The sequence below is a fragment of the Paraburkholderia sp. XV genome, from assembly GCF_020177535.1.
In the GTDB taxonomy this organism is placed as follows: Bacteria; Pseudomonadota; Gammaproteobacteria; order Burkholderiales; family Burkholderiaceae; genus Paraburkholderia; species Paraburkholderia caribensis.
In genome coordinates this window covers 152,446-166,095 of record NZ_JAGUUD010000003.1, presented here as the reverse complement: position 1 = coordinate 166,095, position 13,650 = coordinate 152,446, and the positions used below count along the sequence as shown (strand labels likewise).

The 13,650-nt window shown below is 59.2% G+C and carries 8 protein-coding genes; 3 read left to right on the top strand and 5 right to left on the bottom strand.

Annotated features, from left to right (window positions below):
• Positions 1–4: 4 nt before the first annotated feature.
• On the bottom strand, positions 5–2,251 hold the full coding sequence (gene potE / locus KFO72_RS02980; protein WP_062917981.1) for a putrescine-ornithine antiporter: 2,247 nt from the start codon (positions 2,249–2,251) through the stop codon (positions 5–7).
• Between the two features lie 35 nt (positions 2,252–2,286).
• Positions 2,287–4,650, bottom strand: a complete 2,364-nt coding sequence (gene speC / locus KFO72_RS02975) for an ornithine decarboxylase (protein ID WP_225031349.1) — start codon at positions 4,648–4,650, stop codon at positions 2,287–2,289.
• Positions 4,651–5,885: 1,235 nt separating this feature from the next.
• On the opposite strand from speC, the gene arcA reads away from it, so the two are divergent.
• From arcA to arcC, 3 genes are all read left to right on the top strand, one after another.
• Positions 5,886–7,142: an arginine deiminase gene (arcA, locus tag KFO72_RS02970; protein WP_060610421.1), complete on the top strand. Its 1,257-nt coding sequence runs from the start codon at positions 5,886–5,888 to the stop codon at positions 7,140–7,142.
• A gap of 60 nt (positions 7,143–7,202) precedes the next feature.
• The gene (locus tag KFO72_RS02965) at positions 7,203–8,213 is read left to right on the top strand and encodes an ornithine carbamoyltransferase (protein ID WP_060608096.1); all 1,011 of its coding nucleotides are present in this window, start codon (positions 7,203–7,205) and stop codon (positions 8,211–8,213) included.
• Positions 8,214–8,307: 94 nt separating this feature from the next.
• Entirely contained in the window at positions 8,308–9,252 is a 945-nt protein-coding gene (arcC, locus tag KFO72_RS02960) for a carbamate kinase (protein WP_176053438.1), read from the top strand.
• A 1,083-nt stretch (positions 9,253–10,335) separates the two neighbouring features.
• On the opposite strand, the gene KFO72_RS02955 is transcribed toward arcC, so the two are convergent.
• The 3 genes from KFO72_RS02955 to KFO72_RS02945 form a co-directional block, all read right to left on the bottom strand.
• The gene (locus tag KFO72_RS02955) at positions 10,336–11,190 is read right to left on the bottom strand and encodes a hypothetical protein (protein WP_225031348.1); all 855 of its coding nucleotides are present in this window, start codon (positions 11,188–11,190) and stop codon (positions 10,336–10,338) included.
• Between the two features lie 261 nt (positions 11,191–11,451).
• A complete protein-coding gene (locus tag KFO72_RS02950; RefSeq protein ID WP_225031347.1) occupies positions 11,452–12,057 on the bottom strand; it encodes a hypothetical protein in 606 nt (201 codons plus the stop codon).
• A 79-nt stretch (positions 12,058–12,136) separates the two neighbouring features.
• Entirely contained in the window at positions 12,137–13,588 is a 1,452-nt protein-coding gene (locus tag KFO72_RS02945; protein WP_063825955.1) for a DUF2254 domain-containing protein, read from the bottom strand.
• Positions 13,589–13,650 lie beyond the last annotated feature (62 nt).

Here is a 13,650-nt window from a genome sequence, read left to right as displayed (position 1 = left end):
GATCTCATTCCGGCAGCGCACTGAGCCGGAAGAAATTGCGCGTATCCGCATCAGGCGAACCGAACCACCTCGCGTACAACGCGGGAAACTCCGAAGTAGCGAATAGCCGGCTCAGTGTGCGATCGACCAGCAGGCGCAGATCGTCGTCTCCCCGCGCCATTCCGATGGCCACGGGCAGATAGGTAAAGTGACGATCGAGTACCGTCAGGTCACCTGACGCCGGACTACTGCTGGCGACTGCGAGCAGCAGCGAGCGTTCGCCAAAAAACACGTTCGACTGGCGGTCCAGAACCCTGCGCACGCCCGACTGCACATCGGTGACAGGAATGACGGACGCCGTAATCTGGAATTGCGCAAGCCTGCCGCCGAGCCAGCGTTGTGCGGGCGAACCATCGATCACCGAGATGGTCTGCCGCGAAATCAGTTGCGCCGGAACGGCGCGCCAGGTGGGATGCGATGGACTCGCTCCGGACAGGACTTCCTTCAGTCCGGCCGGCGCATCGGAACGCACGACCGCGCCGATACCGCCCGGATACACGGGGATCGAGAACGACATGCCGGCCCTGCCCGCAAGCGTGTCCGCGTCTCCGCACAACAGGTCGATCCGGTGCTCCTGCACGGCGCGCAAACGGACGTCAGGCGTGACGGCTACCCAGTTGACCTTCAACGTACCGAGACCGCCCTCGGCCTTGATCTCATCGGCGATTTTCTGGCACAGCGCCACGGTGTAACCGGTGATGCGGCCAGTCTGGTCCTTGTAGGAAAACGGCTGCGCGTCGCTGAGGTAGCCCAGATTGATCGTGCCAGACTCTTTGACTCTCGCCAGCGTTCCCGCTGAAGCAGGCTCATCTGCGTGGGCTGGCCGTGGCAGCAGGCCAGCCAGCACGAGAAAAGCGATTGCCAGTGCAGCCACCGCAGAGGCCGCGGACGATCGTCCGGATGAAGTCACCGTGGTGAAGCGGAACGCCATGAAGCCGTAGATCACATAGCCGATCGCCATGACCAGCATGCCGCCGAGCACCGCGTCCTTGCCGGACGCATAAATCGCAAAGACGGAGTACGCGAGCGCGATAACCGTCACAATCGCATTGAGACGGTATTTGGCGGGCGTCGTGCCTGCGTTGCGCATCATCGTGAACAACGCCGACAGCGAAATGATGTACGGCAGCACATTGGTGACGACAGCCAGATTGACCAGTGCCGCAAACTGTTCGCTGAGATTCGGCGAAATGGTCGACAACGCCATCAGCGACTGGACAACGCCCATGATGACCATGCCTGCGATAGGTGCGCCCATGCTGTTCGCCTTGCCGAAAATGCCTGGGAACATCCTGCTGTCCGCCGCATCCTTGGCCGTCTGGGCCAGTGTGAACTGCCAGCCGAGCAGTGAACCCACGCATGCCAGCGCCGCAAGCGCCATCACGATCGAACCGACAGCCGGGTTGAACATGCGCGCAAAGGCCAGGCCGAACGGCCCCGTCGATGCGGCGAGGTCAGCATTGGGCACAATGCCCTGGATAGCTGCCGTGGACAGGATATAGATCACCGCCGCGCCCAATGTGCCGAACATGCACGCCAGTGGGACGTCCCGCTTGGGATTCTCGACGGCCGATGAGTTCTGCACTGCCGACTCCATGCCGAGGAACGCCCAGAGGGTCAGCGAAATGCTTGAACCCATGCCCTCAAGCAGGCTGACGCCCTTGGGATTCCAGGCGGCGGCAAATGTTCCGCCGTGGAACCAGAACCACCCGGCGATCGAGATGAACCCAACGGGCAGGATGACGCCCCATACGGTCACCGCGCCAATGCGTCCCGTGACCTTCGGGCCGCCAAAGTTTGCGACGGTAGTGAGCCACAGCAGCGCGATCACCCCAATGCAGGTGGCGACCGGTGACGATGTGAGCACAGGAAAGAACGCCGCGAGATAGCCGAGCGCCGAGCTTGCGACCGCAACATTCGCGATAGCGATTGACAGGAAGTAGAGGAAGAACACCTGGAAGTAGCCGTCCTTGCCATAGCCATCCTCAGCATAGGCTGCCATTCCTCCCGCGCGCTGGTTCAGCAGCCCCGCTTCGGCGAAGCCATAGGCAATAGCCAGCGACCCGACCGCCGTGACGAGCCACGACAGCAGGGAGATTGCCCCCACCTTTGCCATATTGGTGGGCAGCATGATGATGCCCGAGCCCATCATGTTTACCGTAACAATGAACGTCAGTTGCACGACGCTCATCTTCCTGGGTTGATCAGACATGTTTGCCTCCCAACGGCTGGACCGTTCGACGCCGGCTATTCCCGGACAACGTAGGTATAGAAGCGGATACGGCCGCCTTCCCGTTCCTGGAACACGCCCTGCACTTCATAGTTGAAGCCGGGAAACCGGTTGAATGATTCCTGGAAAGCCATGAAGTAGTCGAGCATCGGTTGCGCGCGCTCGTCCCAACGTTCACCGGGCAAGACAACGCCAATGCCGGGTGGGTAGATCAGCGCAAGCGTCGCGGAGATGCGACCACGAACGGCGTCGAGCGGCACATACTCGACATCGTTTGCGACAAGCGACCCGTATGCGGCCTCGGGTGGCATTGCGAGTTCAGGGAAGCTTGACGCGCGAAAGCAGAGGCGCTGCAACTCCTTTACGTTGGATTCGCGATAGAAGTTGTGCATCTCGTTGCAAACCTGACGGAGCGTGTAGCCTGCATATCGTGCGCTATGCGCGGTGTACAATGTTGGCAGCACTTCGGCCAGTGACGCGTCGCGATCCCAGAGGTTCTTGAACCTGACGAGCCTGGCGATCAGCGTGTTCAGCTTGCTTTCGTCCTCGGCCGGTGTCATGAGAAAAAGGATGCTGTTCAGGTCGCACTTCTCCGGAACAACACCCTCCTCGCGCAGATAATTTGCGACGACAGTCGCGGGAACGCCGAAGCTCAGATAGCCGCCCGTCTTTCTATCGATTCCGGGCGTCAGCAGCGTGAGCTTGTTCGGGTCCACCATCGCGTACCCTTTGGCGTAGCCTGCATAGCCGTGCCATGCCGCCTCGGGATCGAATGCCCAGCATTGCTGCTCGCGCTTGATGACGTCTGTCGGCAGCGACTCCCAGGCCACGTTCTCGACGTCCGCCATGAATCTCGAATCACGTAGTGTCACAACGTCGGGCACGAAGGGATCGAAAAACCACTGCTCTTCTGTGCACTGCCCCGTGGCCGCGTAGTGGTGCACAAATTCGCGCAGCTTCTTGCGCGCCTCGATACCCAGTTCGATGCAACCGTCCCACAGCATCTCGCCCGCCTTTCCTTCATGGATCTTCGCGTTCACATCAAGCGAGGCAAAGAGCGGATAGAAAGGCGAAGTGCTCGCATGAATCAGGAACGATTCGTTAAACCGCCTGTGTTCGATGAAGCGCTTCTGGCCACGGATGTGTTCATCGCGCTTGTGAATCTGCGACGCCTGTGAAAAGCCGGCGCCCTGCTTATGCACGGATTGCGTCGAAAACAGTCCCGGCATATCGGGCGTCAATTGCTTCAGGCGCATCGGACTGTGATCTTCGAACAACGGGTGGAACGCGTTGTAGCCGATCCATGCCTCGTCCCACAGCACGTATTCGCACAGATGTCCGATCTTCTCCAGCACCCTGCGTACGTTGTAGATAGTGCCGTCATAGGTATCGAGCTGGATGCACGCGAGACGGAATGGCCGCTCCGCCCTGCTGCGTGCAGGATCCCTCACAAGCGGGTTTGCCCGGATCTGCTCGCGCAGCCAGTCTTCGTCCCATGCGTCCCAGTCGACCGCGCCGATCATGCCGAACGGATTGCGTGCAGTCGGCAGGAAAACGGGAATGGCACCCGCCTGCACCAGCGCGCCCTGATGCACCGACTTGTGGTTATTCCGGTCGAACAGCACCAGGTCGCCGCGTCGCAGCACCGCACCCGTTACGATCTTGTTCGAGGTACTGGTACCGTTAAGGACGAAATAGGTCTGGTCCGCACCGAATACCTCAGCCGCGTGACGCTCGGCATCCGCCGCCGGTCCTTCGTGGATCAGCAGGTCGCCGAGATCGACGTCCGCGTTGCAAAGATCGTTACGGAAAATGCTTTCACCGAAGTGCTTGAAGAAGAGTTGTCCCGCGGGTGATTTCCGGTAGAACTGTCCGCCCTGATGTCCGGGACAGTCGAAAGCGATGTTCGCTTCCGCGTCGTAGGCAACGAGCCCTCCAAAGAAAGGCGGAAGGAGGCTCATGCCGTACTTCACAAGACTTGCGGCGACCTGTTTCGCGTAGAAGGCGGGAGTTTGCTGGCCAAGGTAGATATAGCCATCGACTTCGCCGAGCCCGCCCGCCACGACGAGGTCGGCGATGCGATGGGTGTCGGCCAACGCCCAGAGCGGGATATGAAAACCGATCGAGCGCACGCCAATCGCAAGGTTACGCGCCTGCTCAAGGTGTTCGCCGTCGACTCGTACGATATAAGCGCCAACATCTGCGTCTTCATCGAAATCCCGCGCGGTGCTGTCGGTGACCTCAACCCTTATGTTCTCCGCCGCAATCCCGTCGACAAGTTCTTTGGTATCGGGATCGTTGCGGTCAACGATCGCCACGACCTTCAGCAATTTGTGGAAGGGGATGGGAATGGTCGGTGCCTTGACGGAACGGGGAACCATGGTCGCTCCTGCTGTTTGCACCTTGATTCAAGCACTGTGAGGCGGGCACTGATTGACCCAGATCAATCCCACCCGTGAACGTGTCGATACCCTGATTTCATACCTGAGGAGCGGTGCGCATGCAGCCTGGGGTGTCCGGTCGCTGCCCGGCAACCTGCTCACGACACGAGATCGTGGTGCACGGCAGTGATGAAACCAGTGATGCGCAAATGCGCGCGGCGAAGACTGCGGCGACCCTCGCCGATCTAAGATTGGTGAACTGCAACCGGCCTGAGGCGTATCGACCACTTCGAACTTGTCTACCAGTCCGAGTTGCCCCTATGTCCTGCGAAGCGTGCGCGAGAATGCAAGATAGCGAAAACCCGATCGCACACGCGTGGCTGACGGAAAGACGCAGTCCCACGCGGTTGCATCGCCTCGGGCGGCCCCCGGTTGTCGTTCGCCACTTTCGCTGCAGCCTGTGCGGCACCAACTGGCTGTCGGAAAGCGACCCGCTGCAATCGGGTAATGTCGAGTGGCTGTGTCTGCATTACGCATCAAATGTTATCGCGCCCGTGTCAACGTTGAACCCGGGATCGGGATACGGTTCGCAGACACCTTGTATAGAAGCGACTTGTCCATCTTCAATGCCCGTGAAAGTGCCGCCGGCCCCGGCGCGTGAGGTGAACAGTAAGCGCGGCAAACCGGCAGTTCAAGGCCTCGGCTTGCGGTACTCCATCGATACGTTTCCCTGGCGAAAACGTGACTGAGCGTCGTCGCTTCAGTCGCCGCCATACTCTGATGTGAAACGAAGCGAAGCTCAGCATCATCTGGATTTCCTCCGTTACAAATGACTATCCCAGCAGATCCGACGCTGTCTCGCGGTCACGGACCGGCTAACCAAAGCTGATTTCGAAAACCTTCAATCACGTGCGGTCGAGCGGCAACACATCAGATGACTTCGCGCTCTCCACTCACTGCGCGGAGCCAATTTCCCGCGTTTCTGGTTACCCGATGACACGTTGACGCAGGTCAATCGGTAACCAGGGACCGCTCATATGCTGGCAGTGAGTTCTTCGGTTGAACTGACACCGCTGGCCAGGCGGTCAGGCGTTGCATAAGCGAAATGCCAAGCGGGCCAGCCCACGTCCACGATGGTCGAATAACTCGTCTTTGCGGCGGTTGCAACTGGAGCGCTAATCGCTGCATTGAGCTTTTACAGGGGTTCCTCACGCTCTGATCGCAGGAGACACATGATGATCACGGAAAGAACGAAATTTGGAGTTCATTCGGAAGCGGGCAGACTGCGCAAGGTAATGGTCTGTTCGCCAGGACTTGCGCACCAGCGCCTGACGCCGAGCAACTGCGACGAGCTCCTGTTCGACGATGTTATCTGGCTGGGTCAGGCTAAGCGCGATCACTTTGACTTCGTCACCAAGATGCGAGAGCGCGGTGTCGAAGTACTGGAAATGCACAACCTGTTGACAGAAGCAGTGCATAACCCCGAAGCGCTGAAGTGGATCCTGGATCGCAAGATCCGTCCGGATACCGTCGGCATCGGGCTCGCCAACGAGGTTCGCGCGTGGATGGAGGAACTGGAGCCTCGCAAGCAGGCCGAGTTTCTCATCGGCGGTGTCGTCGCGGAAGACATCCCCGATACGGCCGAATCGAACACGCTCAAGATGTTCCGGCAGTATCTGGGTTACTCCAGCTTCGTCCTGCCGCCGCTGCCGAACACGATGTTTACGCGAGATACCACCTGCTGGATCTATGGCGGTGTCAGCCTCAACCCAATGTACTGGCCAGCCCGGCGCCAAGAAACCCTGCTGACTACGGCGATCTACAAGTTCCATCCGGACTTTGCGAACGGGGAATTTGCCGTCTGGTACGGCGATCCGGACCGCGACCACGGCATGTCCACGCTGGAGGGCGGCGACGTGATGCCCATCGGCAAGGGACTGCTGCTCATCGGAATGGGCGAACGCACGTCGCGCCAGGCCATCGGCGAACTCGCGCAGAACCTGTTCGCGAAGGGTGTCGTCGAGCGCATCATCGTGGCCGGCCTGCCGAAGTCCCGCGCTGCAATGCACCTCGATACGGTATTTACGTTCTGTGACCGCGATCTGGTCACGATATTCCCCGAAGTGGTCAATGAGATCGTTGCATTCTCGGTGCGGCCCGACGAGTCTACGGGAACGAAGCTCGATATCCGCCGGGAAGACAAACCGTTTATCGACGTCGTCGGCGATGCGCTCGGACTCCCAAAGCTGCGTGTCGTCGAGACGGGTGGTAATAGCTTTGCCGCCGAGCGCGAGCAGTGGGACGACGGCAATAACGTGGTTTGCATCGAGCCCGGCGTGGTGGTTGGCTACGACCGCAACACCTACACCAACACGTTGCTGCGCAAGGCAGGCGTCGAGGTGATTACGATCACCGCGAGCGAACTGGGACGAGGCCGCGGAGGCGGTCATTGCATGACGTGCCCGATCGTCCGCGATCCCATCGACTATTGACTCACGGCGGCGGTCGCCGCCAGCGCGCCGCCTCCGAACTGACCTGGACGGGAGAACACCATGGCCTTCAACCTGCGCAACCGAAGCCTGCTGAGCCTGATGCATCACACCAATCGTGAGCTTCGCTACCTGCTCGACCTGTCGCGCGACCTCAAACGCGCGAAGTATACGGGCACTGAACAGCAGCACCTCAAAGGCGTCGAAATCGCGCTCATCTTCGAGAAAACTTCGACGCGCACTCGCTGCGCGTTCGAGGTCGCCGCACACGATCAAGGCGCCAATGTCACCTATATCGACCCGCATTCGTCCCAGATCGGACATAAGGAGAGCATGAAGGATACGGCGCGCGTGCTTGGGCGCATGTATAACGCGATCGAATACCGCGGATTCAGCCAGGAAGTCGTGGAAGAACTTGCGCGCTATGCAGGCGTGCCTGTCTTCAATGGTCTGACGGACGAATACCATCCGACGCAGATGCTCGCGGACGTGCTGACCATGCGCGAACATAGCGACAAGCCGTTGAACGACATCAGCTATGCGTATCTCGGCGACGCACGCAACAACATGGGTAACTCGCTGCTGCTGATCGGCGCCAAGCTGGGCATGGACGTGCGCATCGGCGCGCCAAGATCGCTCTGGCCTTCTGATGAACATGTCGCGGCATGCCGGAAATTTGCCGAGGAAAGCGGGGCACGCCTCACGCTCACCGAAGACCCCAAGGCCGCCGTCGAGGGCACCGATTTCGTTCACACAGATGTTTGGGTGTCAATGGGCGAACCTTTCGACGCCTGGGGCGAACGCATCACTGCCCTGCTTCCATATCAGGTCAACATGGACCTGATGAAGGCGACGAAGAATCCGCGGGCGAAGTTCATGCACTGCCTGCCGGCTTTCCATAACAGCGAAACAGAAGTGGGCAGACAGATTGCCGAAAAATACCCGGCGCTTACGAACGGAATCGAGGTGACCGATGACGTATTCGAGTCGCCCCTGAATATCGCGTTCGAGCAGGCGGAAAACCGCATGCACACAATCAAGGCGATCCTCGTCTCGACACTCGCGGACATCTGAGCAACCCTTATCGAACCGGCTGCGACGTCATGGCGCGAGCGTCAGCGACGCCTGCGCCATGCGCCGTCGGCCGTGGACCAGGAGGTATTACATCATGCGTATCGTGATTGCCTTGGGAGGGAATGCGCTGCTGCGGCGGGGTGAGCCGATGACGGCCGAAAACCAGCGTGACAACGTGCGACTTGCCGCCCGGCAGATCGCGCTGGTCGCGCCGGGCAACGAAATCGTCATTGCGCACGGCAACGGTCCGCAGGTCGGGCTGCTGGCCCTCCAGGGCGCAGCCTACAAGGAAGTCGAAACTTATCCGCTCGACGTTCTCGGCGCGCAGACGGAAGGGATGATTGGCTACCTGATCGAGCAGGAACTCGGCAACCTGCTGCCTTACGACGTACCGTTCGCAACGATTCTCACGCAGGTCGAGGTCGATCCACATGATCCCGCCTTCCAGCATCCGACCAAACCGATTGGTCCGGTGTATCAAAAGGAGGAAGCTGAGCGGCTTGCAAAAGAGCGGGGGTGGAGCATCGCGCCGGACGGCGACAGATTCCGTCGGGTGGTCGCGAGCCCTCGCCCAAAACACATCTTCGAAATCCGCCCTATCAGGTGGTTACTCGAGTACGGCACGATTGTCATCTGCGCGGGCGGTGGCGGCATTCCAACCTGCTACGACGCTAATCACCAATTGATCGGCGTCGAAGCGGTTATCGACAAGGACCTATGCTCCGCATTGCTCGCGCACGAACTGGCTGCAGACATGTTGATCGTGGCAACCGATGTCGATGCCGCGTACGTTGGCTGGGGTACACCGGATAGTCGAGCCATCGCGCAGGCACACCCTGACGAACTCGAAAAGCTCGGTTTTGCAAGTGGCTCGATGGGTCCGAAAATTCAGGCGGCGATCGAATTTGCCCGTCTTACAGGCAAGGACGCCGTCATCGGCTCACTTTCCGAAATCAAGGCTATTACGGAACGCCGGGCCGGTACATGCGTGAGCATAGGCACGCCAGGGGTCCGATATCGCGCCTCTCCCTCCAGCTAACGCACCTATGCAGGCGGACGGTCTGGTAAGCGCTTGTCAATTTAAAGTACGACCCATGGCAGACCGGTACCCCGACCGCCTGCTGTTCTCCGCAGTCACGGCATACTTGGTGTCGCTGCTATCCTGACAGGGTACCGAATCGCCCGCCGGCATTCCGCCGATTCGCGCGAGCCACGAAAGGTAATGCGCCATTCCAACGCAAAGCGGTGTGGTATCGCGGGCAGCGGCCGTCACGGTCACTGTGGTAATTCGATTACGGGTAAGCCGATGCTTGAGATGGAAACGACAACTGAGACCGGCTATGAGCGTGGCGTTCACAGATACGCGATGCCGCCGCTGATCGTGTCCTTACATCCGCGGCAGCACATTCGCTGGCACATATAGCGCGAATCGCCTGTCTTCGCCTTAATGAAGGTGCCCTCGGCGCATTGGCGATCGGCATTTACAGCCCCTCACTCGCCCTACATCTAGCCGTCGCACCACTCGCAAGCATCTAAGCGTTTATGCGGTTGTCCCGGTCGTTCAGCGTTCTGTTGTCCCGATGCTGAGCCCGGTCTCGACAAAACTTGCGGACGCGGCTGCCGTGTCGTCGTGGATTGCTCCACGGACAGCCTGACTGCCGGTTGTTCGATTGCACCCGGCGGGTCCGGCGCCACCGCTGCGCCAATCAGGAATCCACTTGATGTGAGGAAGATTGCGGCAAGAAGAAAGAACTCCATGTTGTGTCTCTTTCATGTTAGGGGTCGTGTCGGTGCGGCTGCGAGGGTTCGTATGTAGCATCGGCAACATCAGGTTCAGCGTCCGCAGCCGCAAGACACAGGAAATCCGCGCACTGCCTCCGCGCCCGCTGCTACATGACGACGGGCAATGAGCGAGTCGACTGGCCATGTGCGATGTCTGCTAGAGAGACCACATCCAACGAGCCACCACGGTTACAGGTGTCGCCTTGAGAATGTGTAAGTGACAAAAACCCGTCGATCTCGTATCCCATCGTAAGAGGATAGACGTTCGGGAAGTTGATTCACGTCATGCTTTTCAAAGCCTCCAGATGCACAAATAACCCTGGTTTAACCGCACCGTGATTCAATGTATCGCCTTGCCGGTTGATTGTTCTCGTAAAGGAAGCGGCGCCTGTGCTGGCTTGTCCTCCGACGTTCCCTCGAACGGCTCCATCGCCGACCCGCTTATCGCGGGCAGCAGCACAAAGTCACGCTCCGTTTCGGACATCCTGGCAATGGCATGCAGCGTGACTCTTGCCGTCCAGCACACGTCAGCCGGCGTCGCCGCGGACGGGTGGACTACGTATTGCTGATAACGGTCCATACTTGCGGGGTCCGCATCCAGTTCCATGACGATAGCCCGAGACAGTCCCTCGATAGCCGAGTCGTACTCCGCCTGCGTCGGAAGCCGCACGGTGATGTCGGATACGCTACTCACCAGCACTCTGTAAAGCAACCTCAGATAGAGCGCTGCGTCTTCATCGGACATCTGGGAAAACGTGATGCGATTCATCACTGCGTGCATGTCGACAAGCTCAAAACAGTTCACGGGAACCAGTTCATCGAGCAGACGTGTAAAGAGTTTCAGGTAATCCAGACGTTCATTCGGCGTCAGGCGCGCAAGTCCGCTCGACATCATCGCTTCCCGTTTTCTCTCGTCGACAAAGACCTGAAAGAGAGCATGCATTCCACCTGGGATACGCGCTCCAATAGTGGGATCGTGCACGATCATGTCGACCCACTCCGCCAGAACACGGGCTTTCTGAGATCCCGGAACGATTCCGTTTTGATCCAGTACATCGTCGAGACTGTCGCCTCGAGGCATCGACGGAGCTATCGTAACCGCCCCCACGTCGGGCGGGCCCGCGCCGGGAACGTGATGAACAGCAGCGCTGGCATGCGACGAAAGCAGAATCGCAAGCCATGCGAGGGCGAGCAAGCTGTGCTTCCTCGTGAGCGTGAGAAACCGTAAGATCACCTTGTTCTCCGGTAAAAATATTGCATCGAAGGCGGCCGCGATACAGCAGCTTTGTGACCCTCCGAACCCGGCGTCGTCACCCCATCGCGATCTACAGGTTCTGCGAGCCGCACTCTTCGAGTTATTATTCGCAGGTCGATTACCCGCCCAATGCAATGATTACCGCTCTGCACGCCGCACTTGTTGAAATCGAAGATGAGCGTGCCGTGTCTCTCCAGGCAGCTACCGTATCGGGACGCCGCCGTGCGATATCTGGATGGCCGTGGCCTCGGCAAAATCGACGCGCACACTGTCACCTACCTTCAGCCCATTTAAAAGACCATCGGACGATGCTTCCAACGTCACCGTGTCGGTCGCACCGCGCAACGTCAGTTGATGCTTCGCACGATCGATCTGTTCGACCGTCACCAACGCCTGGACTCTGTGCATCGACAGCGACGACGCTACCGACTGCGCGGTGCTAAATCCACTGTCGATGCGCTCACGAATTCCATTCGACGGACTCTTTCCCGCTCGAATGAGAAGCGCACGGCGATAGGTGATAGAGACTTCATCGCCCGTCTTTAGCGTGCTGACGTCGCCTACGGACCGATCTACTTGCACGTCGACCGGGTCACCGCTGTCTTGAAGAAGAGTGATGCTATTTCGCTCGACATCAATCCCGAAGATGACGGCTTTCGTGTGGACCACACTAGTCCCGGAAAATTGCGTCGATTGTGTCGAGTCGGTCGGCTTGGGCTCTTGACCCAAGGCGTCGACCGCTGTTCCCATCGCCGCCGACAGCGCAACTATGGCGATGAAAGATTTGATAATCCATTGAACGCTCATGAAAATGTTCTCCCGGTTAAAAGATCAGGGGTGGCCTCGCACGGGGCGAGGAGATCATGCTCTAGGTTAGCCCCCATGCTTACGGAACCTGCCCCTGGCTGGCGTCTGTCATTTGCTTCTGTTCGATGTCGATTGCCGATGTCATTGGAGTGACGCATTCCGATGCACCCCCCAGCCCTTGGGTGTCGGGAATCCTCGCTAGCGCCCTGTCCTCCTCGAACATGTGCTCTCGCATGATCGCGGCATCTAGCAGCTCCAGTTCACGGCGCAACGCCTCATGGCGCGACACCGTCAGCGTTTTCATCAGGTTTTCGATCATTGCGCGCAAACGTCTGTCGATTTGCATGCTGCCGGCGCCGCATTGCCGTATTTCCCTGATACTGATGTGCACGTAGTCGCGCCATTGGGGGGTGCGAAAAAGCACGCGGGCCTCACCTCGGCCGTCCCTTACCGTTCGATCGGCAAGCGATCGTTTGCCGACCACGCGCAGCAGCCTGTGCAACTGATCGATAGCCAGCACGGCTGTCGTAGGATCGTTGATAGCGGGAGATAAAGCTTTCAGTGCGATATCGACCTCGATCCTAAACGCGAACATTGGATCCTGCTCCATGGTTCTTTCCGTACCGAGGGCAACGAGGCTCTGTAACCTGCGCTCGTCGGTTTCGCCGATCGCGACGCTCCCAACGTGCAGATAAAACAGCGGTTCGTCCGTTGCGATGAAATCGCCAACCTGAACTGCGAACTCAATGAGGCAATCGAGACGCTCGGCCTCCCGAGCCAGCCCGTGCAGATTCGCCGCAAGGACGACCCCGGAGTGTCCCCGGTAAGGGATCATTCGCCGACCCTGCACACCGTCCTTCAACGCACGATCGCCATCTGCTGCCGAGGCCCACGCTGGTATCGCGGTATGCCCGAAGGCCTGTGTGGCTGGAACTCCCTGGCGCCCGTCTTCATCGAGTGTGCACGGATAAATGTGACGGATGACCGCGAAGCCTTGATCGGCCACGCGCCCTATCAGGCTGACCGGGCGCAGCAACCGCGCCGAGTAATCGATCAGCAGTATGAATGCGACCAGCGAGGCAAGTCCGATAACCGTGGCAAGAAACACCTGCAGTTGCGGCACAATCACGGACTGGCCTAGCTCCGCCATCGTCCTGTGCGTCCACAGAAGCGAAAAAACAAAGAGTCCTACGATCCACCGGATGACGTTATCGCGCAGCAGCGTCGTGGCAATGATGCGTGGCGTGTATTGTCCACCTGCCACCTGAATGGCGACGAGCAAAGAACCGAAACTGAATACCAGACAGGAGAGGTTCAGCGTGAATATCCGGTCGAGAATCGAATGAGCCTCGTCGGCATTGACGGCAAGGAATCCGCTCTGGAGATCATATGCATGGTAGGTAGCCAGCCAAGTACCCACATACTCGGCAATGCGCTTCAACGCAATGCCGGCAATCACCGCAAGAATGGGCACGATCCACAGCGAGGAGCGAACATAGCTGATCACGCTGTATCGTCGGTTCCAGGCCATGCCAAATCTCCCTGTCCAGTTGCGACACGGGCACATCGAGCCCCAATGTACGCGCGCTCCAA

What these genes read in the sequence shown, in the direction of transcription:
- potE (WP_062917981.1), bottom strand. Translation starts at nt 2,251, where the DNA reads ATGTCTGATCAACCCAGGAAGATGAGCGTCGTGCAACTGACGTTCATT.
- speC (WP_225031349.1), bottom strand. Translation starts at nt 4,650, where the DNA reads ATGGTTCCCCGTTCCGTCAAGGCACCGACCATTCCCATCCCCTTCCAC.
- arcA (WP_060610421.1), top strand. Translation starts at nt 5,886, where the DNA reads ATGATCACGGAAAGAACGAAATTTGGAGTTCATTCGGAAGCGGGCAGA.
- KFO72_RS02965 (WP_060608096.1), top strand. Translation starts at nt 7,203, where the DNA reads ATGGCCTTCAACCTGCGCAACCGAAGCCTGCTGAGCCTGATGCATCAC.
- arcC (WP_176053438.1), top strand. Translation starts at nt 8,308, where the DNA reads ATGCGTATCGTGATTGCCTTGGGAGGGAATGCGCTGCTGCGGCGGGGT.
- KFO72_RS02950 (WP_225031347.1), bottom strand. Translation starts at nt 12,057, where the DNA reads ATGAGCGTTCAATGGATTATCAAATCTTTCATCGCCATAGTTGCGCTG.
- KFO72_RS02945 (WP_063825955.1), bottom strand. Translation starts at nt 13,588, where the DNA reads ATGGCCTGGAACCGACGATACAGCGTGATCAGCTATGTTCGCTCCTCG.